Consider the following 24,905-nt stretch of genomic DNA (forward strand, 5'->3'; position numbering starts at 1 on the left):
TTATCCGGAACTAGGGCTATAACTTCCAGTCGATACACCCGGCTAACGCCTGCCTGGGCTATGGCGAACTAATGGCATTGTTCGGTAGTTCTAAATAGCCATACTTTTCGCAACGTTAGATATTCCTCAATGATGTCCTCAGCGCCCATCGATGCTTGCAAGATGCAGATCCCGCACACCGACCAAGTGTGCGCGTGGCTGATGCAGCACGCCGGGCTCAAAATCGCTGATCTGGAACGCGCCCAGCGTTTATCCACTGAGCCTGGCGACCTGCTCGGTTTACTCACGCGCCTGGGCCTGGTGTCCGAAGTCGAACTGGCTCGCGCCTGGGCCGATTTGCTGGATGCGCCACTACTGGTGGCCGACGCGGCGCCGCCGTTGCTTGACCCGCTTCCCGTGCTCACCGAGCGCTTTATGCGCCATTACCAGCTAGTGCCGATGGGTTGGCATCAGGGCGGGTTGCGCGTAATGGCTGCCAACCCGGCGCAGTGGTATCCGTTCCAGGCCCTGGCGTATGCCTGTGAGGTGCCGGTCTGGCTGGCCGTCGGTTCGCATAATGAAGTCGAGACGCTGATCGAGCGCTATTACGGCCAGGGCCGTTCCGCCATGGGCAGCCTGATCGAAAACCTCGATGAGCAGGGCGGCGTGCTGGAGGACATCGAACACCTCAAGGACATGGCCTCCGAAGCGCCAGTGATTCGCCTGGTCAATCTGATCCTGCAGCGCGCCGTGGAACAGCGCGCCTCGGATATCCATATCGAACCCTTCGAAAACCAACTCAAGGTGCGCTACCGCATCGACGGCGTGCTGCACGACGCCGAAGCACCGCCTGCCAGTTCGTCGGCGGCGGTGATCTCGCGGGTGAAGATCATGGCGCGCCTGGACATCGCCGAACGACGCCTGCCCCAGGACGGGCGCATCATGCTGCGCATCCAGGGCAAAGCGTTGGACCTGCGGGTGTCCACGGTGCCCACCAGCTTTGGCGAGTCGGTGGTGATGCGCCTGTTGGATCGGCAAACCGTGCAATTCGATTTCCCCAGCCTGGGCTTCGACGGCCCGCGTCTGGCGGCCTTCCAGGATCTATTGGCGCGGCCCCGCGGCATCCTGTTGGTCACCGGGCCCACAGGTTCGGGCAAAACCACCACGCTCTATACCGCGCTGTCGCAACTCAACACGGCTGAACGCAAGATCATCACGGTGGAAGACCCGGTGGAATACCAGCTTGAAGGGATCAACCAGATCCAGGTCAAGCCCGCCATCGGCCTGGACTTTGCCGGAGCGCTGCGCGCCATCGTGCGCCAGGACCCGGACGTGATCATGATCGGCGAAATCCGCGATCTGGAAACCTGTCGCATCGCCGTACAGTCCTCCCTCACGGGTCACTTGGTGCTCTCAACCCTGCACACCAACAGCGCCGCTGCGAGTATCACGCGCTTGCTGGACATGGGCGTGGAGAGCTACCTGATTGCCTCCACGGTCAGCGGTATTCTCGCCCAGCGCCTGGTGCGGCGCCTGGACCCGGCCACGCGCGTGGCCTTCCAGGCCCCGCCGGAACTGATCAAGGAGCACGGCCTGGATCGCCTGACCGAGCAGCGTCCGATCCTGCTTTACCGCGGTGACTATCACGGCCGCAGTGCCCTCACTGAGTTGTTGGTAATGAACGACGAGTTGCGTGGCCTGCTGATGGGCCACGCCGACGCCGCCAGCCTCGAGCACGCCGCCCGCCGCGCGGGTTTGCGCACCTTGTATGAAGACGGTTTGCGCCAGGCCCTGGCCGGTGTCACCTCCCTGGAAGAAGTGTTGCGTGTCACCCGTGGAGATGACGTGTGAGCCTGTTCAAGTTCCGTGCCCTGGACAGCCAGGGCGTGGCCCAGAACGGCACGTTGCAGGCCATTGACCAGGCGGCTGCTGTCGCCGTCTTGCAGCAGCGCGGGTGGTTGCTGCTGCACATCGAAACGGCCAGCAGCCCCTTGTTGCGCCAGGCACGCGGGCAGTTGAAGGGCGCCGCGCTGGTGAGTTTCACCCAGCAGTTGGCCACGTTATTGGGCGCCGGCCAGCCCCTCGAACGCGCTTTAAACCTGTTGCTCAAGCAAGCCCGCCATCCTCAGGTGCGGGCCTTGATCGAGCGTATCCGCGACCAGGTCAAGGCCGGCAAACCGCTGTCGGCTGCGCTGGAGGAGGAGGGCGGCACGTTTTCCCCGCTGTACCTGAGCATGGTGCGCGCCGGTGAAGCCGGCGGGGCGTTGGAAGGTACCCTGCGCCAGCTCAGCGACTACCTGGAGCGTAGCCAGTTGCTGCGCGGCGAGGTGATCAATGCGTTGATCTACCCGGCGTTCCTGGTGGTGGGTGTACTGGGTTCCCTGGCGCTGTTGCTGGCCTATGTGGTGCCGCAATTCGTGCCGATTTTTCAGGACCTTGGCGTACCGATTCCACTGATCACCCAGGTGATCCTGGCGCTCGGCGAGTTCCTCGGCGCCTATGGCCTGGTGGTGCTGGCCGGGTTGTCGATCAGTGGATGGATCCTGGCGGCGCGCCTGCGCGACCCCCTGCGCCGTGAGCGTTACGACCGTCATCTGCTGGGCATCCGCGTGATCGGCCCGCTGTTACAACGGGTGCAAGCCGCCCGCCTGACGCGCACCCTCGGCACGTTGCTCAGCAATGGCGTGGCGCTGCTGCCCGCGCTGGTGATTGCCCGGCAAGTCTGCAGCAACCGTGCACTCCAGGCGCAAGTGGCGCTGGCCGCGCAACGGGTCAAGGGCGGCGGCACCCTGGCCGATGCGTTCGGCCGCCAGCCGCTGCTACCGGAGCTGGCGCTGCACATGATTGAAGTCGGTGAACAGGCCGGCGAACTGGACAGCATGCTGCTCAAGGTCGCCGACATCTTCGACGTCGAGGCCAAGCGCGCCATCGAACGCTGGCTCGCGGCACTGGTGCCGACCCTGACCGTGGTCATGGCGGTGCTGGTGGCGGTGATCATGCTGGCGATCATGCTGCCGCTGATGAGCCTCACCAGCCATATATGAACTTTCAAGGAGCAGAACCGATGAAAACCCGACACCGCCAAGGCGGCTTCACCCTTTTGGAAATGCTGGCGGTGATCGTGCTGCTGGGCATTGTCGCAACCATTGTGGTGCGCCAGGTCGGTGGCAATGTGGACAAGGGCAAGTACGGCGCGGGCAAGGCGCAATTGGCCAGTTTGAGCATGAAGATCGACAGCTACGCCCTGGACGTGGGGGCGCCGCCCAACAACCTGCAACAGCTGCTCGACAAGCCGGCCAGTGCTTCCAACTGGTCCGGCCCCTACGCCAAGCCTTCGGAGTTGAAAGACCCGTTCGGCCATGGGTTCGGCTATCGCTTCCCCGGTGAGCACGGTGCCTTCGACCTGATCTTCTACGGCCAGGACGGCCAACCCGGCGGCGAGGGCTACAGTGCCGACCTGGGCAACTGGGAATAACCCGCCCGTGGCCCAGCGAGGCTTTACCCTGCTGGAGATGCTGGTCGTCATTCTATTGATCGGCATTGCGGCGGGGTTGTTGGGGTTGGGTGTACGGCAAGGGCTGCAGGTGGCCAAGGAGCGCCGGGTGGTCGCGCAGATGGTCGAGGCGCTGCGCGCCACGCGGGCGAGCGCCATCGTCAGCGGCCAGGCGGCGCGCACTCAGTTCGACCTCCAGGGCCGCTCGTTCCAGGCCCCAGGGCGTGCGTCACAGCAGTGGCCAGCGCAGGTGCAAGTGACCTTGCACAGTGCCGAGCAGGCCGGGGCCGCCGTGGTGTTCTATCCCGACGGCAGTTCTACCGGTGGCAACCTGCTGCTGGCCAACGGCAGCCGGCGTTGGCGCATCGACATAGGTTGGCTCACCGGCAGTGTGCAATCCAAGGCGCTGCCATGAAGCACCAGGCCGGCTTCACCTTACTGGAAATGCTCGCCGCCCTGACGTTGATGGCGGTGTGCAGCAGCGTGTTGCTGGTTGCCTTCGGCCAGAGCGCGCGCGCCTTGTCCCAGGTGGCCCGCAGTGACCGCCTTACCCATGCCGCGCTCACGCTGCTGGACCAGGAAGCTGCCGGCCCGCTGATTGAAGGAACCCGCCAAGGCCAACTCGACGGCATCCATTGGCAATTGACCAGCACCCGCCAACAGCCGCACCTGTTTCGTCTTGACCTGAACGTGCGTGAAGGCGCGCATCAGGCGCACTTCAGCACTTTGAAGGCGCGCCTGTGAAGCGCCGTGAGCAGGGTTTCACCCTGCTGGAAGTGCTCGTGGTGCTCAGCTTGCTGTCGGTGTTGTTGCTGCTGGTGAGCGCAGCGTTGCTGGGGGCCAATCGGGCGGTGGCCAAGGCCCAGGCCTACACCGTCAGCCTGGATGAAATGCGCGCCGCCCAACAGTTTTTGCGCACCTCGATCAGCGAGGCGCTGCCGCTAAAGCTCACTGACGATGACAGCCAGGCCGAAGGTTTTTTTATCGGCATGCCTGAACGTTTGCAGTTTGTGGCGACCTTGCCCGGTGTATTGGGCGGGGGTATCCAGCGCTTTACCCTGCAACGGGTCGGGCAGGATCTGCAGGTGGCTTTTTCGCAGAGGGCCTCCCACGCCAACGCGCAGCGCGATGAGCCGCAGGTGCTTTTGCATGACGTCGAGGCGCTGCAGTTCAGCTATCGCGGTGTCTCGCCACTGGGCCAGCCCACCGACTGGTTGAGCCCGTGGCCCTGGCCCCGGCGCCTGCCCACAGCGGTGCGCATCGACGCCTCCGTCGACGGGCCGGTGCCATGGGGCGCCCAAGTGGTTGCGCTGCGCCTGAACCTGTCCAGCGCGAGCAGCGAAGAATGAAGCGCCAACGAGGTGCGGCCCTGTTGCTGGTGCTGTGGGTGCTGGCCTTGCTCAGCGTATTGCTGGGTGGCCTGGCCGGGTGGGTGCAACTGCAAAGTCGCCAGGCGCTGTGGCTGCGCCAGCACACTCAGACACTGTTGGCCGCCCAGGCCGGTATCGCAGAGGTCATGGCGCAAGGGCAGTGGGTGGCGGACGGGCGTTCTATTGCGCTGACCTTCGACGACGCCCGCTTGCAGGTCAGTGTGCGCAGTGAGCGCGGCAAGCTGTACCTGGTCAACGCCGCCCCCCAGGACCTCACGCGCCTGGCCCTGGCCTGCGGCGCAACACCGGTTCAGGCCCAGCAGTTGGCCAAGGCCCTTGAGACTCGCCGCCATCAGGGCCTGGCGCCGTTTCGGGTGCTGGAGGAGGTACGTCAACTTCCCGGCATGACCCCGGCGCTCTACAGCCAACTACTGCCGCACATCACCTTGTGGAGCGACCTCGACCGGCCCGCTCCGGCATTCGCCAGCCCCCTGATGCGCAAGGCGTTGAACCTGCCACGCCAGGACGCCGAGGGCGTCGACCCCGGCCAGGTCGTGGAAATCGACAGCCGCGCCGAGCGCCCCGGCGGCTATCAGGCACGCCTGCGACTGACCCTTTTATTGAGCCCTGCGGAGGACAGCGCACAGCCCTATCGGGTGGTGCGGTGGCAAGAATGATTCAACTCGAACCGATTGCCCGCTACTGGCGCGGCAGCCTGCTGCAACAAGGCTGGCGCCTGTGGCTCACGGAGTTACGCGGCTGTGTGCCGAAGTGGCTGGCGTTCCAGGAACCGCCTGAGCAGGTTCATCACTGGCCGCTGACGGCTCCAGTGTTGCCAGGCAATGCGCGCCAGGTGCTGATGCTTGCTCCTGATGCCGTGTTGCAGCAAAGCGTGCAACTGCCTCTGGCTGCCGCGCGCAACCTCGTGGAGGTGGTTGGCTATGAACTGGACCGCTACACCCCGTTCAACGCCGGGCAGCTCTATTTCGTCGCCCGCCAGGAGCGGCGCACACCCAGCCACCTGGAGGTGAGGGTGGTGGCGATCCTGCGCGAGCGCCTTGACCAGGTCCTCACTGACTGCGCCGCCCTCGGCCTGTACCCACACCGCGTGGATGTGGCGGGCCTGGGTATCGACCTGCTGCCCGCGCCGTTACGCCCGCGTTCGCGGCCTGCCGGCAAGCAATTGCAGCGCAGCCTGCCGTGGTTGTGCGGCGCGTTGCTGATCGCGGCGATGCTGTTGTGGCTCAACGACCGCCAGCGGGTACTCGACAGCATGCACGCCACTGTCCAACAGCAAAAAGCCGAGGTCGCCCAGGTGCACGCCCTGCGCCAGCAACTGCTCAACACCCGTGGCGCGGCGCAGTACCTCAGCCAGCGTAAACGGGCGCAACCGCCCCTGGCCGCGCTGCTGAATGACTTGACCAGTTGCCTGCCCGCCGACACCTGGCTCGACCAATTGGACGTCAAGGACGGCGAGGTGAGTTTCTCCGGCCAGAGCGCCAAGGCCAGTGGCCTGATCAGCCGCATCAAAGGCTGCCAGCGCTTGGACAACGCGCAGTTCGAAGGGGTGATCCAACCCGACGCACGCACCGGCAAGGACCAGTTTGCCTTGCGTGCCCACTTACGCCAGGAGGCCGCCGATGCGCCGACCCCTCACACCCCGTGAACGCCGCGGCGCCGCCTTGTTGACCCTGGCGTTGGTGCTCGGCGCGGCCTATTGGCTGTTGATCGACAGCTGGTTCGCCGGGCCGCTGCGGGCCATGGGTGAACAGGCCGAACAGTTGCGTGAACAGCAGCAGCGCTATGCCAGCGTCATACGCCAGGGCGATGCCTTGCGCGAACAGCTGGCGCAAGCACAGCAAGACCCGGCCAGCAGCGCCAGCCTGTTGCCAGGGGACGACCCGGACGTGGTCGCCGCCGACCTGATGCAGCGTCTCGCCGACCTGATCAACAGCCACGCCAACCTCGGCGGCGGCTGCAACCTGACCCAGCGCAAACCGATCACGCCCGAACAGAACGACAGCGAGCCCTATCGTCAGGTCAAGGTCAGCCTCACGCTCAATTGCGCCATCGAACCGCTGACCGCGATCCTGCATGGGCTGGAATATCAACCGCCTTTTCTGTTCGTCGATGAGCTGCATATTCGTCGCGACAAACAGGCGCCAGCCAGTGGCGGGGCGGGCAAGCTGGCGGTGCAACTGCTGGTGCGCGGCTACCTGCAACCGGCGCGGGTGGCACCATGATTGGCCCCTTGCGTCCTCTTGAATGGGGTTGGCTCGGCATGGCCGGGCTCTTGGGGCTGTTGATGGCGATGATCCTCAGCAGCATCGGCGACGCACCCCGGTGGTTACCCGATGCGCCGGTGCACGCGCCACCCTCGTTCCAGGCGCAAGCCGCTCCCACGCCAGCGTTGCAAGACCTTGCCGGTACCTGGCAAACGCCGCTGTTCAGCCCGGATCGCCGCCCGGACCGGGAGGTGGGTAAAACCCAGGTGGCGAGCCTGGCCAACCTGACCCTCAGCGGCATCATGATCACCGGCAACCTGCAAATGGCCATGCTCAAGCAAACCGGCGGCCCCACGCTCACGGTGTGCTTGGGCCAGGCGTTGCCCAACGGCTGGCGCCTGGAACACCTGACCCCGCAATACGCCCGTTTTGCCCTCAACGGGCGCACCCAGACCCTGAGCCTCTACGGTAAGCGGTTACCCCTGAACTCACATCCCCGCGAGTCTCTCCCTTGATCGATATGCGCACTTCGCTGTTTTGCCTGGCTACCGCCGTCTCCCTGGGCGGCTGTGGATCTTTGCCCGACACCCTCGACCCGGACGACGACCTGCTGCACGAGGCCCTGCAGGGCACCGGCGCACAACGCCCGCCGCTTCAGGCGCCTGTGGCCGAAACCGCTCCACCTGCCACCCAGGCTCCGCCGCAGCGCCAGCTCATTCGTGGCAATCAAGCGTTTGTGCGCCAGCCCGCGGCACCCGTAAACGTGCCGGAGCAGGGCGGCGACATCGTGTTCAACTTCGCCGATCAGCCCATCGAGGCCGTGATCAACAGCGTGATGGGCGACCTGCTGCACGAGAACTACAGCATCGCCGAGGGCGTGAAGGGCACTGTCAGCTTCTCCACCTCCAAGCCCGTGGACAAACAGCAAGCGCTGTCGATTCTCGAAACCCTGCTGTCCTGGACCGACAACGCCATGATCAAACAGGGCAACCGCTATGTGATCCTGCCGGCCAAACAGGCCGTGGCGGGCAAGCTGGTGCCGCAGATGCGCGTGGCGCAACCGGCCAGCGGCCTCTCGGCACGTCTGTTTTCACTGCGCTATATCTCGGCCACCGAGATGCAGAAACTGCTCAAACCCTTCGCCCGTGAAAACGCTTTTTTGTTGGTGGACCCGGCGCGCAATGTCCTGAGCCTGGCCGGCACGCCCGACGAACTGGCCAACTACCAGGACACCATCGACACCTTCGACGTGGACTGGCTCAAGGGCATGTCGGTGGCGGTGTTCGGCCTGCAACGCGCCTCGGTGGCCGAGCTGATGCCCGAGCTGCAAGCCATGTTCGGCGCGGACAGTGGCACACCCCTGGCCGGCATGCTGCGGTTCTTGCCGGTCGAGCGCACCAACTCGGTGGTGGCGATTTCTTCCCAGCCCCAGTACCTCAGCGAAGTGGGCGACTGGATCCGTACCATCGACGAGGGCGGCGGCAACGAGCCGCAGATGTATGTGTACGACGTGCGCAATATGAAGGCCGGCGATCTGGCCAAGTACCTGCGGCAGATCTACGGCAATGGCGCGATCAAGGATGACGCCCCGGCGAAAGTAGCGCCGGGGTTGCGTACCACCACCTTGTCCTCATCCACCAGTGCCGGTTTGCAGGCGAGCGCCCCGGTGCCCGCAGCCGAAGAACCTGAATCCGAGCCTGCCGAAAACACCCAGGCATCGCCCACCAGCGACCTCGAAGCGGGCACGCGCATCACCGCGCAAAAGAGCAGCAACCAACTGCTGGTGCGCACCCGCCCGGCGCAATGGAAAGAAATCGAAGCGGCGATCAAACGCCTCGACAACCCACCGCTGCAAGTGCAGATCGAGACCCGCATTCTGGAGGTCAAGCTCACCGGCGAACTGGACCTGGGGGTGCAGTGGTACCTGGGCCGCCTGGCCGGTAATTCCACCAGCACTACGGTGGCCAATGCCTCCGGCAGCCAAGGCGCCCTGGGCGGTGGCGGGGCAGGGCTGGGGGCGGCGGACTCGTTGTTCTACTCCTTCGTCAGCTCCAACCTGCAAGTGGCCCTGCACGCCCTGGAAACCAACGGCCGCACCCAGGTGCTGTCGGCGCCATCCCTGGTGGTGATGAACAACCAGCCGGCGCAGATCCAGGTGGGGGACAACATTCCCATCAGTCAGACCACCGTCAATACCGGGGACGCCGACACCACCTTGAGCAGTGTGGAATATGTGCAGACGGGGGTGATTCTGGATGTGGTGCCGCGCATCAATCCGGGTGGGCTGGTGTACATGGATATCCAACAACAGGTCAGTGATGCCCAGAACCCGACGGGGAACAGTGAGACGCCGGTGAACCCGCGTATCTCCACGCGCTCGGTGTCCACCCAGGTAGCGGTGCAGAGTGGCCAGACGGTGTTGCTCGGTGGGCTGATCAAGCAGGACAACGCTGAGAGTGTCAGCGCCGTGCCTTACCTGGGGAAGATTCCAGGGTTGCGCTGGTTGTTTGGCAACACCGGCAAGTCCAAGGACCGCACGGAGCTGATTGTGCTGATTACGCCGAGGGTGATTACCAGCAGCAGCCAGGCGCGGCAGGTGACGGATGATTATCGCCAGCAGATGCAGCTGTTGCGACCGGCTCAATGATCCTGGCTGTACCGAGTACCCATGTGGGAGGGGGCTCGCTCCCGATGGTGGCCTGGCACCTCGCGATCAAAAATGTGGGAGCTGGCTTGCCTGCGATGATGGCCTGCCAGCCGACGCCTATCAACCTGACACCCCGCGATCAAAAATGTGGGAGCTGGCTTGCTCGCGAAGGCGGCCTAACAGGCGACGCAGTTATACCGGGTACATATCCATTCCTGCGGTAACGGCCACTTAGGGTTCCGCCCTGACGGCGGCTCACTTTGCAAAAGCGGCAAAGTAAGCAAAACGCTCTTGCCCCACCACTCGGCACCTCGCCTGGGCTCGGTGTGCCCGTAATCCGCCAGTGATTTGGGGGGCCGCCGCCACGCGCCATCCATGGCGCGGGGCGGCTAAACCGGCATCCCTGCCGGTTTACCCCCCAAATCCCTGTCGAATTCCGGCCAGCGTGGTTTGACGGGGCGCTTAAGATCAAAAGCAGATCAAGATCAAGAGCGGCTCGCTTCGCATCGTGGTTACCGTCCGTAGTTACCGTTGCGATGGGGGCGTGTCAGTAAATGCATTTTGGCTGGCCCACAGTCATCAGGAGCACGCCCCCTCCCACACTTTGAGCGTTCTGCGCGCTCAGATTAAAAATCATTTTTATGAATAATTATTTTTATAAATAATGAAAGTACAGAATATTAGCTTATGCCCAAATAGCATTATATTTTTAAAATCCATTCCGTTATGTTTGATCCCAACAGCCTACCCCTGACCTCGGATGGTACCCAGCGTGATTCAGATTCTGCGCGCCTGATCGGGTAATCATCCCGCCGCAGCAGAGTCGTTGGACGGGAGCTCAACGTATGTTGCCACTGCAAACCCCTCGCTTGCCCCACACCTAGCCCAAGCCGCATCGCCCCTTTGACTACCGGCCACGTCGCGCCAGGCGCATGCCTGCCCGACTTTGCGATTTGGAAAAAGCTGGGAATGGATATGAAGCAAATTCTGCAACCTACTGCTGCCCTGACCCTGTCGCTGTTCGCCGCAGCAGCCCAGGCCCAGGATGACAGCACCTTGTCGACGGTCGTCGTGACCGGCAACCGTGGCGCCGAGCAGCGCACGGTCACCAGCAGCCCGGTGCCGATTGACGTGGTCAGCGCCCGGCAATTGCAAAACACCGGCAAGCCCGGATTGATGGAGGCGTTGAGCGCGGTGATCCCTTCGCTGACCCTGCCGGAAAAAACCGGTTGGGACGCCAGCGGCATTGCCCGGGCACCTAACCTGCGGGGTTTGAGCGCCGCCGAAGTGTTGGTGCTGGTCAACGGCAAGCGCCGCCACACCAGTGCCACCTTGAATATCAACGGCATCAACACCGGCGCGGCGCCGGCTGACCTGGACCTGATCCCCATCAGCGCCATCGACCATGTCGAAGTGCTGCGCGATGGTGCGGCTGCCCAATACGGGTCTGACGCCATCGCCGGGGTGATCAACGTGATCCTCAAGGCCGACACCCGCGGTACCTCGGTGACCCACGCGGGCCTTGGCTACGACGGCAAGAAACAGACCGTGCAGCAAAGCCTCAACAAGGGCTTCGAAATCGGCAACGGCGGCATCGTGCAACTGGCCCTGGATGCACGCAGCCAGAACGATGACAACAAGGCCAGCGCCAACGGCTACACCTATGAGCAAGCCTATGGCCTGGCGGGCAAGTCCACCTATGGCGGCTACGGTACGCCCAAGACCAACCTGCTGACCCTGGGCTACAACGCCGAGTTGCCGATCGACGACAGCCTCAGCCTCTACTCCTTTACCACCTACTCGCGACGCAAGGCCGAGCAGGGGCAGAACTTCCGTCTGCCGACCATCACCAACACCATCACCACCGGGCCTAACGGTTACCCGGCCGGGTACACCCCGACCTGGTACATCGACGAGGACGACTTCCAGGCGGCGTTTGGTGGCAAGGGTACTGTGGGCGAGTGGGACTGGGACTTGTCTACCACCTATGGGCGCAACGAAGCGGAGCAGGGCACCACCCACAACCAGAACCCTTCCCTGGGCGAAGCCACGCCGAACAGCTTCACCTCCGGTACCTGGATTTCCACCGAGCTGACCACCAACCTGGACTTCAAGCGTGGCTTCGACATCGGACTGCAAAAGCCCTTGGACCTGTCCTATGGCTTCGAGCATCGGCGCGACACTTACGAGGTGCAAGCCGGCGATTACGCGTCTTATGCCAATGGCGGTTACTGCGTGGCGCCGGGTAACTGCGCGTCGTCCGGGGCACAGGTCACCAACGGTATTTCACCGGACGAAGAAAGCAGCGCGTCACGCAACAGCCTGGCCGGTTATGTGGATGTGGGTTTCAACCCCATGCCGGACTGGTACGTTGGCACGGCGGTGCGTTATGAGCATTACAACGAGGGCGTGGGCGCCACCCGCAGCGGCAAGCTGACCACCCGCTACGACTTCACCCCGCAGTTCGCGGTGCGTGCCACCGTGAGCAATGGCTTTCGTGCGCCGTCCCTGGCCAACAGTCTGTTCAGTGCGCGCTCCACCACCTATGGCGTCGTCGATGGGGTGTATCAGTCGATCAACTATGGCGTGCTCCCCGTGGGCTCGGCGGCGGCCCAGGCGCTAGGCGCGCAGGCGTTGAAGCCCGAGCGCTCCACCAACTTCAGTCTTGGTTTCACGCTCACGCCCACCGACCGCCTGAGCTTCACCGCCGATGCCTACGTGATCAACCTGCGTGACCGCATCACCCTTACCGGCACCTTGCTGGGCCCGGAAGTCACCCAGGTGTTGCAGAACAACGGCATCAACTCCACCTCCGGCGGCCAGTACTTTATCAACGGCGCCGACACCCGCACCAAAGGTCTGGACCTGGTCAGCAGCTACAACCAGGACCTGGGCGCGTTCGGCGCGCTGAAGTGGACCGCCGCGTTCAACTGGAACCAGACCCAAATCCTCAACTACAAGGAATCCACCCACATTCTTGGTACCTCCTACGACCTGATGGACCGCCAGGCGCGCAACCTGATCACCGGCGTGCAACCCAACACCAAGCTGATCCTGGGCGGTGACTGGAGTATCGAACGCTTCAACCTCAACCTGGCCCTGACCCGCTACGGCTCGTACAAGGAAGTGAACTCATCGGCCAATCGTGACCTGGACCGGGTCTACAACGCCCGCTGGATCACCGACCTCGACCTGGGCTACAGCCTCACCAAAGACCTGAACATCGCCATCGGCGCCAAGAACCTGTTCGACCTCTATCCCAAGAAACAAGGGGTGCCGAGCAGCACCATGGTTGCCAGCTACGGCACCTATTCGCCCTACGGTTTTACCGGTGGGTATTACTACACCCGGCTGACTTACGCCTTCTGAGGCCTGCGAGGAAAAGAACATGCCCATTGTCGCCAAACCCTATGACCTGCTGGATGAAGTCAGCGCCCAACCGCTGCGCCAGCGCCGTGCCGCCACGCCAATCAAGGCGTTGCGCGTGGTGCCGGCCCGGCACCCCTGGCGCTGGGCCGGGTCGATTTTCGCCGCGCTGGTATTACTCGCCATCGTGCACTCCCTGGCCACCAACCCGCGCTGGGAATGGGGGGTGTTCGGCCGGTGGTTCTTTTCGCCCTCGGTGCTGCGCGGGTTGGGCCAGACGTTGCTGCTGACGCTGTTGAGCACAGTGTTCAGCATCCTGCTGGGTACCGCGCTGGCCCTGGCGCGGCTGTCGGGTTCGCCGTTGCTGGCGGCGTTGGCCTGGGGCTATATCTGGTTTTTCCGGTCGATGCCGGCGCTGCTGGTGCTGATCATCCTCTACAACTTTGCCTACCTGTACGACCACATCGTGCTAGGCGTGCCGTTCACCGACCTGGTGTTCGCCGAGTGGTCGACGGTGGATGTGCTCAGCCAATTTACCGTGGCCGTCCTGGGCTTGAGCCTGATGCAGGCGGCCTACGCGGCGGAGATCATTCGCGGTGGGCTGATTGGCGTGGATGCCGGCCAGCATGAGGCGGCGGCGGCCTTGGGGCTGCCGGCCTCTCGACGCATCTTCCGGATCATCCTGCCCCAGGCGCTGCGCTCGATCTTGCCGTCGGGGTTCAACGAAATCATCGGCCTGGTCAAGGGCACCTCGATTGTCTACGTGCTGGCCTTGCCCGAGCTGTTCTATACCGTGCAGGTCATCTACAACCGCACCCAGGCGGTGATCCCGTTGCTGATCGTCGCCACGGTCTGGTACCTGATCATCACCACCGTGCTCACCAGCGCCCAGTACTACGTCGAGCGCCACTTCGCCCGGGGCACCGCGCGGGTGCTGCCACCCACGCCGTTGCAGCGCGTGCGCCGCTGGTTCAAGGAGAAGGCCCATGCCTGAAGCACGCGCCGGGCGCATTCAGATCCAGGGCGTGGGCAAGCGCTTTGGCAACCAGCAGGTACTCGATCATATCGACCTGAGCATTGACCCTGGCAAGGTCACGGTGATCCTCGGGCCGTCCGGCTCGGGCAAGTCCACCTTGCTGCGCACCATCAACCATTTGGAGAAGATCGACAGCGGGCATATCACCATCGACGGTGAGTACGTCGGATATCGGCGCAAAGGCGAGCTGCTTTTTGAACTCACCGAACGCGAGATTCTCAAGCGCCGTATCGACGTGGGCTTCGTGTTCCAGAACTTCAACCTGTTTCCCCACCTCACCGCCTGGGAAAACATCGCCGAAGCGCCCCTGGCGCACAAGCGCTGGAGCCGGCTGCAGGCCCGTGACAAGGCCGATGAATTACTCGCCAAGGTCGGTCTGGCGGACAAGGCCGACGCCTACCCGCGCCAGCTATCCGGCGGCCAACAGCAACGCGTCGCCATCGCCCGGGCCTTGGCGCTCGACCCCAAAGTGCTGCTGTTCGACGAGCCCACCTCGGCCCTCGACCCGGAACTGGTGGGTGAAGTGCTGGACGTGATCAAGGGCCTGACCCAACTGGGCGTGACCCTGGTGATCGTCACCCATGAGATCGGCTTTGCCCGCGAAGTGGCCGACCACGTGGTGTTCCTCTGCGACGGCCAACTGATCGAAGAAGGCCCGCCCGAACAGATCCTGCGCCAACCCCGACATCCCCGCACCCAGGCCTTTCTCGGCAAAGTGCTTTAGTTCAAGGAGTGACTGCCCATGTTTATCACCACTGCCCGTGTCGTCCTGTTGGCAATTGCCGGGGCCGCTGCCCACAACGCATTTGCCGTGCAACAGGTCGACCTTAGCCCCGACCGACCGCGCATCCATGCGCCACGCAATGAAGCGGCCATCGCGCAGATCCCGCCGGGCTTCAAGTTCGCCCAGCCGGGCAAGTTCACTGTGGCCGTGTCAGGCGTAGCCGGGCCACCGCTGGCGCTGCTGGCCAGTGACGACAAGACCACCATCGGCAGCGAGGCCGACACCGCCCAATTGGTAGCCGACAGCCTTGGCCTGCAACTCAACGTAGTGCAGACCAGCTGGGAAGACTGGCCCCTGGGCGTCAGCTCGGGCAAGTACGACGCGGTGATCAGCAACGTCACTGTGACCGAGGCGCGCAAAAAGCGTTTCGACTTCGCCACCTACCGCCAGGATGTGCTCGGGTTTTACGTCAAGAGCACCAGCAAGATCAGTGAGATCAAGCAGGCGGCGGACATTGCCGGGCTCAAGATCATCGTCGGCTCCGGCACCAACCAGGAAAAAGTCCTGCTGGCGTGGAACGAGGCCAATGAGAAAGCCGGCCTCAAACCTGCGTTGTTGCAGTACTTCGACGACCAGGCCGCCGCACAACTGGCGGTGCAGTCTGGGCGCAGCGACGCACTGTTCGGGCCGAACTCGGTGTATGCCTATTCGGCAGCGATCACCGGCGGCATCAAGCGTGTCGGCACCGTCAATGGTGGCTGGCCGTTGCAGGCGGATATCGCGGTGACCACGCGCAAGGACAACGGCCTGGTGCAGCCGATCCACACGGCACTGCAGGGTGCGATTGCCGGCGGCCAATACGAGCAGGTGCTGCAACGTTGGGGCCTGGATGTCGAGCGCGTCGACAAGTCGCTGATCAACCCACCGGGCCTGCCGGACTAGGAGCATCGACATGGGACTGACACGACGTGAAGCGCTATCGAGTATTGCCGCAGTCGGCGGTGAGAAGGCGGTCAAGGACGCATTGGCGGTGTTGGGCCTGGGCCCATCGTCACACCGCCGACCGCAACCGCTGAAACTCAAGGACGACCTGGGGCAGGGCACTCGGGTTCTGGTGCTGGGCGCCGGAATTGCCGGGCTGGTCACTGCGCTGGAGTTGACGCGCGCCGGCTTCATAGTGCAGGTGCTGGAGGCTCGCGAGCGCGTGGGTGGCCGCACCTGGACCCTGCGTAACGGCGACCGCGTGGACTATAAGGACGGTCGCTCGCAGACGGTGGGGTTTGACCCAGGCCAGTATTTCAACGCCGGGCCGGCGCGCATCCCCAGCCAGCACCGCACGATCCTCGATTATTGCAGTGAGCTTGGCGTGCCGTTGGAAGTGCTGGTCAACAGCAGCCATGGCGCCCAGGTGCGGCCGGACCTCAGCCAAGCGGCGTTCAGTGTCGGCCAGGCGCTCAACGATACCCGCGGGCATCTGTCGGGGTTGCTGGCCAAGGCGGTGCAACGCGACGCTCTCGATGATGTATTAAGTGGCGAAGAGCGCACACGCCTGCTCGGTTTTTTGCAGGTGTACGGTGACCTGTCCCAAGAGCTGGCTTTTGAAGGCACCCTTCGCTCCGGGCACCTTGAATCGGCCGCCCACCCTGGCGCCTTGCCCGACCGCCGCAGGCCGTTGACGTTAGAGCGGTTGCTGCACCCGGAACTCTGGGGGGCTTTACTGCACACCGAGTTCCCGGAATTTTCGGCCACCATGTTCCAGCCAGTGGGCGGCATGGACCGTATCACCGAGGCCTTCTACCGACGCGTGCAGGAGCAGGTGCAACTGGGCGCCCAGGTGCGGCAGATCCGCCAGCTGGAGGACGGCGTGGCGGTGACTTACCACGACCAGCACAGTGGCCGTGAACAGGTGGTGCGTGCCGACTTTCTGGTCTCCACCTTGCCGCTGCCCCTGCTGGCCAAGCTCGATACGGACTTCAGCGCGCCGGTCAAGGCGGCCCTGCTCAGCACCCGCAGCGACCAGGCGACCAAGGTGGCCTGGCAATCCCCGCGCTTTTGGGAGACCGACTACCGTACCTACGGCGGCTTGTCGTGGATCGAGCACCCGGCGCGCCTGCTGTGGTACCCCAGCAACGACCTCAACACCCGCGAAGGCGTGCTGGTGGCCGGTTACGTGACCGGCGAGGGCGCCGACGTGTTTGGCGGCCAGCCCCTCGATCAGCAGTACGCCGCTTCCCGGCAAGCCGTGGAGCTGTTGCATTCAGGTTACTCCAGGCACTTGCGCAGTCCTCTGGCAGTGTCCTGGGAGCAGATCCCCTACAGCGAAGGCCCGTGGTTGCAACGTGAACACTTCCCCGCCGAGGCCCACGCCCTGCTTGAACAGCCCCATGGCCGGGTGTACTTCGCCGGCGACGGCCTGGTGCAGAGCGGCGTGGGTATATGGCAGGAATCGGCAGCCAACTCGGCGCGCCATGTGGTCGCGCAACTGGCCGAGCGCATCACCCAACAACACCAACTCGCGGCGTTGGCCGCATCCTGAGGAGCCTCACCATGAGCGACAGCATCCAACGCACCAGCGTCGGCGAGTTCCCCATCTCGCAAACCGTCACCGTGCCGGCCTCGGCCAGCCTGGTGTTTGTCAGCGGCACGCTGCCGGACCCCGCCGACCCGAAGGTGCCTGGGGTATATGGCGACACCGAAGTGCAGAGCGTTTCAGTGTTCAACAAACTGCGCCAGATCCTGCGCCAACACGACCTGGACCTGGGCGACATCGTGCAGTTACGGGTGTTTCTGGTCGGCGCCGAAGAGACCGATGGCAAGCTGGATTTTGCCGGGTTGCAGCGCGGCTATACCCAGTTCTTTGGCACGCCCGAACAGCCAAACAAACCGGCGCGCACCGCGTTGCAAGTAGTGGCGTTGCCGTTGCCGGGGGCGTTGGTGGAGGTGGAGGCGATTGCGGCCAGGGCTGTGTGATCACACCCGTCACTCTGCGGCGTGGAGCCTTTGCTCTGTCGCTTGATCGATCAGTGCTCGCAACGCTTCGAACAAGGGTTGGGCATCTGTGTGTTTTTTGCCGTAGGCCAGGTTGAAGGCGTAATCGAAATCGGGAGGGTTCAGCCCCTGGGTGTGCTGCAGCAGGGTCTCCAGTTTGTCCATGGCCTTGACGGCTTTTGCTTCCGGCGAAAGCGCGTTCTCGTAGTCATCCCATAACGCCAGGATCTCGGCTTTCAGGGGGCTGTCCAGGGACTGCGCCAAGAGCAGCAGATCGCGCCGTTCCTGTTCGCCCTTGTTGGGAAAGGCCACCTGATTAACCGCAGGGACATCGCCGTGGATGGCTTCTCCCAAATCGTGGATAACGCACATCTTGAGGATTTTCAGCAGGTCCAGGCCGGGCAATTGATCAGCGAACACCATCGCCATCAGACACAGGCGCCAACTGTGTTCGGCCGTGCTTTCAGTGCGACCCGAAGCCGTGTGGGCGCTTCTGAGCACATCCTTGAGTTTTTCCGCCTCGCGCAGAAAGTCGAGACGGCCTTTGATTTTTTCCATGTCCATGCTGCTGCCCCGCAAGGTCGGTTGTGCAGGTAAGCCTAGGTGCGGGAGCACAGATCGTCCACGCATAAAGTATGCGCGGTGGGCTTTATAGTGTTTCGACTAGGCGTGCTGCGCTGCCATCGCTCAGGGTCATGCGTGTCCAGCGACAGATGCTGGGGCGTATGGGCACGAGGTTGGAATCGTTGCTTCCAGTGGCGAACTCAAGAGCCGGTGGCGCCTGGGTTTCGCGCCAGCCGGTGTGCTCCAGGCTGGCTTCGATCAGTTGGATTTGCGGCGTTGCGAAGCGCCACAACGACTGGCCCATAAGCTCGGCGAGCGGGCTGCTGAACTGGCGTGCGCGGGAGGGCGAGCACGCGAGCAGGCGGTGCGTCAGGTCGCATACCAGGTGCATCGCTTGTGAACTCTCACTGACCAGCCGGGCCAATGCCTGATCGGCGGCTGCATCAAGCCGGGCTGCCAACAGTTGCTCTAGCTGCTGATGCGCAGCCGGATCCATCGCTAGTACGCCACTTTCCCAGCGCGAAATAGTCGATTGCGTGACGTTGAACAACTGCGCCGCATGACTTTGCTTGATGCGGTGCAGCAAACGCCACCGCCGCAGCGCAATGCCGGGCAAGGCAGGCTTGAGCAACGAGTGAGGCATCTGTGATTCCTGAGTTGGCGGGTTGATGACGAGTGTGATGACAAGAGGGCGGTGGTGCAAATGAGTGGGATGAACGGCCCACATGGTTACTCTCTATTCCTGCAACAGCAATGCCTGCTGCTTGAGCCTGCGTTTCTGCGCAAACGGCAAGCTCTCATCATCCCCATACGGCGCGCTGTACCAGTTGCCGTAGCTAGGGTTGGGCAGCAGGAACCAACGCTGGCCTAGCCAATTCACATAGGGTTCGACGGCCTTGCGTTGTGCATCCAGGGTGTTGTGTTCGGCTTGCACGAAATCTCCCAGCGAGTCACCGGCCATCAACAGCACGCGGGCATGGCTGGCGACCCACTGGCGGCGGCACTGCTTGCCGTAGCCCGCGCTTTCGCAGTGGCCGGTGGGGGTGCTGGCCGCCAGGATCTGTGCGTCGCTCTCAATCGGAAAGCCGCGCAAACGCAGGTTTTTGGCGGTGGCCGCGACCTGGCTGTGTTCGCGGTTGGTGAGGTAGTACACCTTGACACCTTTTTGTCTGGCCGCTTGCAGGAACGCCACGGAACCTGGCAGCGCCTGAGCCTTGGCCTGCTCGACCCAGGTATTCCAGCGATCGTAGGAATAGACCTGATTGTTGATGATGTCGCGAGCGTTGAGGGGCACGTTGTCCAACAGCGTTTCGTCGATGTCCACCACCACGGCCGGGGGCAAGCCGGCCAGGTTGCGTGGGGCAAAGGGCAGGGCGTCCCAGCTCGGGTCGGCCAGGGCGACATCCAGTTGGCGGGTGGCGTTGGCGAAGAGCTGGCGGTAGATCAGCTCGTGTTCGATGGACGTCTGGGTCCAGAGCACTGCATCGAGTTGGTCGTTGGCCGGGGGTGTTTGCTGGCAGCCTGCCAGAGCGGTGGTCAACAGGCAGACACTGGCGAATAACAAGTTACGCATGAGCAAGTCTCGCAGAGGGTAGGCGCGTGGTCAGCACAGTAGCGCAATTACCCGCACAATCAAGGCGTGCACACCAGTGACTGGCGCTCATAGTTCAGCGCCTTGTTCTGCGGTGGTAACGCATAGGTGGCACGACAATGCTGCTCACCCCACTTGATGATCAGCGTGCCCTGATCCTCTTCCACCAGTGCCAAGGCATTGCCATTCGGATCGGCAATCGCCAACTGCTTGCCATTGGCGTCTTCCAGTGAGGCACCAAACGACAGCGGTTGATGCTGGGCATCAAACAACTCAAACAATACGCGACGCCCGCTAGTGCCACTGTAATGCGCCACCACGATGGCGCCACGGCGCGGCACCAGTTGCTGGGTGGCGTTGGTGATTTCCACGTCGCCTCCCAGATCGCGAGTGTCCAGGCTGATCCAGTTGACCCGGTAGGGTTGCGCAGTGGGCACCACGGCATAGCCGTTGTACCCGGTCTCCACCCCGCTGTAGCTGCTGATCTTGGCACCAGAGACGCCTGGTACTTCGGCCAGGGCGAAGGTCTCGCTGACCGTCTGCCCCAGGTTGACGCCACCCGCATGAGCCACCACCGAGCCTGCGAGGTTGAAGTTCTGTGAGTTGTAGCCCTGGCCCTGGCTGTAACCGAGGCTGACATCTGCCACGGCGGTGCGACTGTTGACGTTCACCGAGCCTGAGTCGCCGCTGGTGTCACTGTGGCCGGCCTGCACCGAATAGAAAGTGTCGCTGGTATCGGCCACGTAGCCATTGATGCCCGCTTGGGTGGTGGTATCGCCACGTTGGTGGCTGGTGGTGACAAACGCCCGTGGCGCGCGGGCCTGGCTGCCCAGCGGGAAAGACACCGACAGGTTCACCTGCGTGTCGCTGCTCGGCTCGCCCCAGGTGACGATCTGCTTGGTGCGCGTCACGCCAAGGTTGTAGCTCAGGTCGCCCCAGTTGCCGGTGTAGCCCGCGGAAAAGCTCTGGGAGCCGCCCCGATTCCAGTAGCGTTGGTCGCTGGCGTTCACATACAGGCTGCCGAATTCGCTGTTGCGTCCGATGCTCTGGTTGATGGTCAGGTCGGTGCGGGTTTTCGAGTGGCCGGTGCGTACGCGCAGGTCTTCGCTGCTGTCTTCCACATGGTCGGTGAGGGTGCGATAGCCCTCGGTGGAGTAGCGATAGGCGGCCAGGGTGAAGTTGGTATCGGTGCCGGCAAAGGTCTTGGCGTACAAGGCGCGTACGCTGCTGCCCTGGGAGGTTCGCCCCTGGGCCTTGCTGGACGAATGGGTGGTATCCAGGGAGAACGCACCGAACGAGGTGTTCCGCCCGGCACCGATCGACAGCGCGCTGTAGTCCTCACTGGCTTGCACACCGACAATCCCACTGAGGTTGCTGGTCAAGCCGTAGGCCAGCGTACCGCTGAGAAAGTGCGGGGAGGCCAGGCCATCGGCATTGCTTTTGAACGTGCCCGCCGAGACGCTGTATTTCACCTGGCCTTCGCGCACCATGATCGGCAGGCTGGAGAACGCCTGCATCGTCACCCGGCGCGTGCCGTCGGCTTCAATCACGGTGATTTGCAGGTCACCGTTGGAGCCGCTGGGGTAGATATCGTTGATCTCGAACGGGCCTGGCGCGACGTTGGCGGTGTAGAGGATGTAGTCGTTCTGGCGGATTTCCACCGTCGCGTTGGTCTGCGCCACCCCACGGATTACGGGTGCATAGCCGCGCTCGCTGTCGGCGCGCATGCCATCATCAGAGGCGAGCTTGACCCCGCGATAGCGCACGCTGTCGAACAGGTCAGTGTCGGAGAAAATCTCACCGGCGCTGAACTGGCCCTTGATCGCGGTGACGTCATGCTGCAAGTAAGTGCGGTTGCTGGTGAAGGTGTTCGAGCGATCGGTGCCGCCGCTCAGGTTCGACTCGTTGCGCAGGCGCCAGGCCCCCAGGTTGATGCCGTTGCGCAGGCCCAGGTTATTGGCAATGCGGGTTTTATAGTCGCCGGCGGTGCGGCTGCTGTTGAGCTGGTAGTTGATGAAAGCGGCGGGCACACCGTCGTCCCACAACTGTGGGTCGACATACCCGCGCAAGCCACGCTGCATCGCCACCTGCGGGATACTTGCGAGCAGGCGCAGACGGCTGCTGTCGTAGCGCACGCTGGCGTCTTCGATCATGTCGGCAAGGGCGTAGCAGTCCTGCGGCTGCTGCGGGTCAAGTTTGCCCTCGGCCTGCAAACGGTGCAGGTCGATACCCAGTTGCTTGAGCAGGTCGAGGGTCAGGCAGGCTTCTACACGACCGTTTTTCGGGTTGCGCTTGAAATCGATATCGCGTCGGCCCACCAGCATTTCGTTGCTGTACAGGTCGACGCGGTAATTGCCCGGCAGCACGCTGTTGGCCGAGAGCAATTGCTGCAAGTCCACCGGCGACTGCGAGCCTTGCAGGAAGGTGGTGTTGAAGGTTTGCGCAGCGTCATCGGCCATGGTCAGACTGGGCAAGCTGGCAGCAATCGCCAGCGACAGCGTCTTCAACTTCAATACGCCACGTGCGGGCCTGTTGCTGGAAAGAAAAGACATGCGAAGACCTATGACATCCCTGATTGACGGACAGTCGGGCACGCAAACACGCACGCGAAGTGAGCTTGTGAGTTAGCGAAAGTGCTTAGGGGTTAAGTCGCGATTCAGTCGCATACGCCGGTAGCGCAGTGCCGCTAGACAGTGGCGCGCTGTAGTGATTCTGCGCGCCGTAATCATTGATGCTGGAAAACGACAACCGCACCGGTCCGCTGGCAACTGGAGCACTGAGCGCAAACTGTTTTTGTTCGCCGGGCGCAATCATGGTGGAGTCGCTGGCCACTACCGCCTGCACTTTGATGTCGGCCATGGACACGTGGTACAGCGTCGGGTTTTTCACCTGCAACAGGGTTTGGCTGCCGTGTTTGGCCAGCGTCCATTCAAGCTGTGCAGGGGCTTGCAGCGCGCTGCCGGTAAGACCGGCAGGGCGGTAAAAAATCTTGATGCGTTGGCGGATGGCCAACTGCAAGGTGTTCTCGGATTCGCTGGCTTGGGGGATTTCCTGCACATTGAGCCACACCACCGACTCGCGGTCCGTGGGCATGCCGGTGCCCTCATACAGAATGCGCAGCAGTTGTTGTTCCTTGGCGAATACCCGGGCCAGTGGCGGGGTGACGGCAAACGGTGCACGGCTGGCGCTGGCGTCGTTCATGTCGACCCAGGATTGAATCAATACATCCTGGTTACCGTTACGCACGGTGATGTTGGCTTCCTTGTGGTCACCGTCAAACACGATACGGGTGGCATTCAATGAAATGCTGGCGGCGGCCTGGGTAGCCATGAGCAAGCCCAGCAGCCCCAGACATGCGGCGATAGAACGAGGCGGCATGAGGGTTATCCGGTGTAATCAGAAGACAATGGCGAGGCCGCAAGGCCTCGCGCGTTCGGTGCCCGGTGCGCCGAATTATTCGTATTGCAGGATGAACGGCAGGGTGGCGTCACCGCGACCGGCGGTCGACGAACCCGCCGCTGCGGTAGTGACGTAGGCGGCCGCGAAGCTCAGGGTGGCGTCGCCGCCTTCAGTACCTGCACCGTGCATGGTGCTTTCAATGCGTGCGGTGCTTGGCGAGCTGAGGTCAATCAGACTGCCCTTGCTGTCCAGCAGGGCAATACCGACGTTTTGTGCAGTGGCCGAACCCGGGTTCAGGGCCAGTACTTTTTTGCCGGTGACCAGGCCGGAACCGCCGTTGTTGGCGTCAAAGATCATGGCGACCTTGGTGCCCTGGTTGCAGTTGACGTTCAGGTTGAAGTCTTTGGCGGTCACACGACCTGCGGTTGGGTTTTCCGCGGTGCCCATGTCCTTGATCGAAACGTTGCCCATGTCCACCGAAATGGTGCGGTCGGAGTTGGCGCCGTCCACCGAGCACGCGTCGTTGTTGATCACGCCGGTGAAGGTGATTTTGCCGCTGCCGCCCAGGGTTGGCGCTGCTGCTTCACCTTCGGCGAATGCACTGCCGGAGGCCGCGATAATAGCCGAGGCGATAACAGCCAGGGAAAACTTCTTCATGATGATGTCCGTAAGGTTTAGTTGGAAAAAAAGTGCTGTTGTTGAACTGCGAGCAAAGAGTAGGCGACGAGGCGGTAGGAGCGAATAAGACGATTCTTATAAGCGCTGGGGCGGGCAGGTTATTTGCACGGTTGCAGCAGTGAAGAGCCAGAAAACAAAGGGCGAAGCCATTGTCCAGAAATGGCTTGCAAGTTATGCGTTAGTTGAAGATGTTACGTTCCAGGCAATAAGCAAGAAGGTCCTGGTCGCTGCTCACTTCAAGTTTGCGCATGGCCGATACTTTTTGTGCGCTGATGGTCTTTGAACTTCGATTCTGGCGGCGCGCAATGTCACTCACGCTCATGCCGGAAATAAACAGGCGCAGGATCTCGAACTCTTTGGGTGACAAACTTGTAAAGCGCTCGTCAATTGCCGTGAGGGTCTCTATCACCGAGGTCTTTGGCGGCTCCAGGCTGCGATAGTCGCTGTCTTGGGCGATCGCCTTGAGTGCCAGTTGAATCTCGGTATGCAACTGGCTTTTCTGGATGATGCCGACCACGCCCAGCTCTTGCAGGCGGGTGAGAATCAGGTGATTGGAGATCATGGTCAGGATGAGGATCTGTACCTGCGGGAAGTGCCGTTTGAGGTACTCCACCAGCTTCAGGCCATCGCCATAAGGCGAGTCGCCCGGCATGTTGTAGTCGGTAATCACGATGTCAGCGCCTTGATGCTGCAACAGCTCGATCAGGCCGGCCGAACACACGGCCTCGCCGACGACTTGAAAGCGCATGTCACGCTCTACCAGTTCGCGAACGCCAAGCAACACGATCGGGTGATCGTCCGCGATTACCACGTTGAATTTTTTCATAAAGGGCCGTCCGTAGTGC

24 protein-coding genes are annotated in these 24,905 nt (G+C 62.8%); 17 read left to right on the forward strand and 7 right to left on the reverse strand.

All coding sequences use genetic code 11. The annotated features are described in order from the left end of the window. Window positions 1-162: 162 nt before the first annotated feature. The 17 genes from ACTJLA_RS12875 (at window position 163) to ACTJLA_RS12955 (ending at window position 17,810) form a co-directional block, all read left to right on the forward strand. On the forward strand, window positions 163-1,830 hold the full coding sequence (locus ACTJLA_RS12875; RefSeq protein ID WP_314550463.1) for a GspE/PulE family protein: 1,668 nt from the start codon (window positions 163-165) through the stop codon (window positions 1,828-1,830). After that, complete coding sequence (gene gspF, locus ACTJLA_RS12880) at window positions 1,827-3,023, forward strand: type II secretion system inner membrane protein GspF (protein ID WP_314550461.1); 1,197 nt, start codon at window positions 1,827-1,829, stop codon at window positions 3,021-3,023. The genes ACTJLA_RS12875 and gspF overlap by 4 nt, the downstream gene beginning before the upstream one ends. A gap of 20 nt (window positions 3,024-3,043) precedes the next feature. Next, on the forward strand, window positions 3,044-3,454 hold the full coding sequence (gene gspG, locus ACTJLA_RS12885) for a type II secretion system major pseudopilin GspG (RefSeq protein ID WP_087715863.1): 411 nt from the start codon (window positions 3,044-3,046) through the stop codon (window positions 3,452-3,454). Window positions 3,455-3,461: 7 nt separating this feature from the next. After that, window positions 3,462-3,887, forward strand: a complete 426-nt coding sequence (locus ACTJLA_RS12890; protein WP_057975015.1) for a GspH/FimT family pseudopilin — start codon at window positions 3,462-3,464, stop codon at window positions 3,885-3,887. Beyond that, entirely contained in the window at window positions 3,884-4,216 is a 333-nt protein-coding gene (locus tag ACTJLA_RS12895; RefSeq protein WP_014719114.1) for a type II secretion system protein, read from the forward strand. Before ACTJLA_RS12890 ends, ACTJLA_RS12895 begins: the two co-directional genes overlap by 4 nt. Further along, entirely contained in the window at window positions 4,213-4,821 is a 609-nt protein-coding gene (locus ACTJLA_RS12900; RefSeq protein WP_314550454.1) for a prepilin-type N-terminal cleavage/methylation domain-containing protein, read from the forward strand. Before ACTJLA_RS12895 ends, ACTJLA_RS12900 begins: the two co-directional genes overlap by 4 nt. Beyond that, on the forward strand, window positions 4,818-5,519 hold the full coding sequence (locus ACTJLA_RS12905) for a hypothetical protein (protein ID WP_054917543.1): 702 nt from the start codon (window positions 4,818-4,820) through the stop codon (window positions 5,517-5,519). The genes ACTJLA_RS12900 and ACTJLA_RS12905 overlap by 4 nt, the downstream gene beginning before the upstream one ends. Continuing rightward, window positions 5,516-6,508 (forward strand): PilN domain-containing protein, encoded by a 993-nt coding sequence (locus ACTJLA_RS12910; RefSeq protein WP_054898352.1) that lies wholly within the window; start codon window positions 5,516-5,518, stop codon window positions 6,506-6,508. The genes ACTJLA_RS12905 and ACTJLA_RS12910 overlap by 4 nt, the downstream gene beginning before the upstream one ends. Continuing rightward, complete coding sequence (gene gspM / locus ACTJLA_RS12915; RefSeq protein WP_020300756.1) at window positions 6,483-7,085, forward strand: type II secretion system protein GspM; 603 nt, start codon at window positions 6,483-6,485, stop codon at window positions 7,083-7,085. Before ACTJLA_RS12910 ends, gspM begins: the two co-directional genes overlap by 26 nt. Further along, window positions 7,082-7,582 carry a hypothetical protein gene (locus ACTJLA_RS12920; protein ID WP_440841377.1) on the forward strand — a complete coding sequence of 167 codons (501 nt, stop codon included), beginning with the start codon at window positions 7,082-7,084 and terminating at the stop codon, window positions 7,580-7,582. Before gspM ends, ACTJLA_RS12920 begins: the two co-directional genes overlap by 4 nt. Window positions 7,583-7,587: 5 nt before the next feature. Beyond that, a complete protein-coding gene (gspD, locus tag ACTJLA_RS12925; protein WP_314550529.1) occupies window positions 7,588-9,714 on the forward strand; it encodes a type II secretion system secretin GspD in 2,127 nt (708 codons plus the stop codon). 975 nt (window positions 9,715-10,689) lie between these two features. Then, the gene (locus ACTJLA_RS12930) at window positions 10,690-13,083 is read left to right on the forward strand and encodes a TonB-dependent receptor plug domain-containing protein (protein ID WP_072446294.1); all 2,394 of its coding nucleotides are present in this window, start codon (window positions 10,690-10,692) and stop codon (window positions 13,081-13,083) included. Window positions 13,084-13,102: 19 nt separating this feature from the next. Next, entirely contained in the window at window positions 13,103-14,074 is a 972-nt protein-coding gene (locus ACTJLA_RS12935) for an amino acid ABC transporter permease (protein ID WP_181125086.1), read from the forward strand. After that, complete coding sequence (locus tag ACTJLA_RS12940) at window positions 14,067-14,840, forward strand: amino acid ABC transporter ATP-binding protein (protein WP_034128215.1); 774 nt, start codon at window positions 14,067-14,069, stop codon at window positions 14,838-14,840. The genes ACTJLA_RS12935 and ACTJLA_RS12940 overlap by 8 nt, the downstream gene beginning before the upstream one ends. An 18-nt stretch (window positions 14,841-14,858) precedes the next feature. After that, window positions 14,859-15,782 (forward strand): ABC transporter substrate-binding protein, encoded by a 924-nt coding sequence (locus ACTJLA_RS12945; protein ID WP_034128214.1) that lies wholly within the window; start codon window positions 14,859-14,861, stop codon window positions 15,780-15,782. 10 nt (window positions 15,783-15,792) lie between these two features. Further along, the gene (locus ACTJLA_RS12950) at window positions 15,793-17,376 is read left to right on the forward strand and encodes a flavin monoamine oxidase family protein (protein ID WP_314550446.1); all 1,584 of its coding nucleotides are present in this window, start codon (window positions 15,793-15,795) and stop codon (window positions 17,374-17,376) included. 11 nt (window positions 17,377-17,387) lie between these two features. After that, complete coding sequence (locus ACTJLA_RS12955) at window positions 17,388-17,810, forward strand: RidA family protein (RefSeq protein WP_032896335.1); 423 nt, start codon at window positions 17,388-17,390, stop codon at window positions 17,808-17,810. A 9-nt stretch (window positions 17,811-17,819) separates the two neighbouring features. Here ACTJLA_RS12955 and ACTJLA_RS12960 read toward each other — a convergent pair whose 3' ends face one another. From ACTJLA_RS12960 to ACTJLA_RS12990, 7 genes are all read right to left on the reverse strand, one after another. Next, the gene (locus ACTJLA_RS12960; RefSeq protein WP_054917517.1) at window positions 17,820-18,392 is read right to left on the reverse strand and encodes an HD domain-containing protein; all 573 of its coding nucleotides are present in this window, start codon (window positions 18,390-18,392) and stop codon (window positions 17,820-17,822) included. An 85-nt stretch (window positions 18,393-18,477) separates the two neighbouring features. Next, entirely contained in the window at window positions 18,478-19,035 is a 558-nt protein-coding gene (locus tag ACTJLA_RS12965; protein WP_314550442.1) for a helix-turn-helix transcriptional regulator, read from the reverse strand. A gap of 93 nt (window positions 19,036-19,128) precedes the next feature. Then, window positions 19,129-19,965 carry a 5'-nucleotidase, lipoprotein e(P4) family gene (locus ACTJLA_RS12970; RefSeq protein ID WP_181125088.1) on the reverse strand — a complete coding sequence of 279 codons (837 nt, stop codon included), beginning with the start codon at window positions 19,963-19,965 and terminating at the stop codon, window positions 19,129-19,131. A gap of 59 nt (window positions 19,966-20,024) precedes the next feature. Beyond that, window positions 20,025-22,535, reverse strand: a complete 2,511-nt coding sequence (locus ACTJLA_RS12975) for a fimbria/pilus outer membrane usher protein (RefSeq protein WP_314550440.1) — start codon at window positions 22,533-22,535, stop codon at window positions 20,025-20,027. Window positions 22,536-22,620: 85 nt separating this feature from the next. After that, a complete protein-coding gene (locus ACTJLA_RS12980) occupies window positions 22,621-23,361 on the reverse strand; it encodes a fimbrial biogenesis chaperone (RefSeq protein WP_014719105.1) in 741 nt (246 codons plus the stop codon). 75 nt (window positions 23,362-23,436) lie between these two features. Beyond that, window positions 23,437-24,039, reverse strand: a complete 603-nt coding sequence (locus tag ACTJLA_RS12985; RefSeq protein WP_014719104.1) for a fimbrial protein — start codon at window positions 24,037-24,039, stop codon at window positions 23,437-23,439. Window positions 24,040-24,238: 199 nt separating this feature from the next. Beyond that, a complete protein-coding gene (locus ACTJLA_RS12990; RefSeq protein ID WP_054898360.1) occupies window positions 24,239-24,886 on the reverse strand; it encodes a response regulator in 648 nt (215 codons plus the stop codon). Between the last annotated feature and the right edge of the window lie 19 nt (window positions 24,887-24,905).

The organism is Pseudomonas sp. 22072 (assembly GCF_052046095.1).
Classification (GTDB): Bacteria; Pseudomonadota; Gammaproteobacteria; order Pseudomonadales; family Pseudomonadaceae; genus Aquipseudomonas; species Aquipseudomonas paracarnis.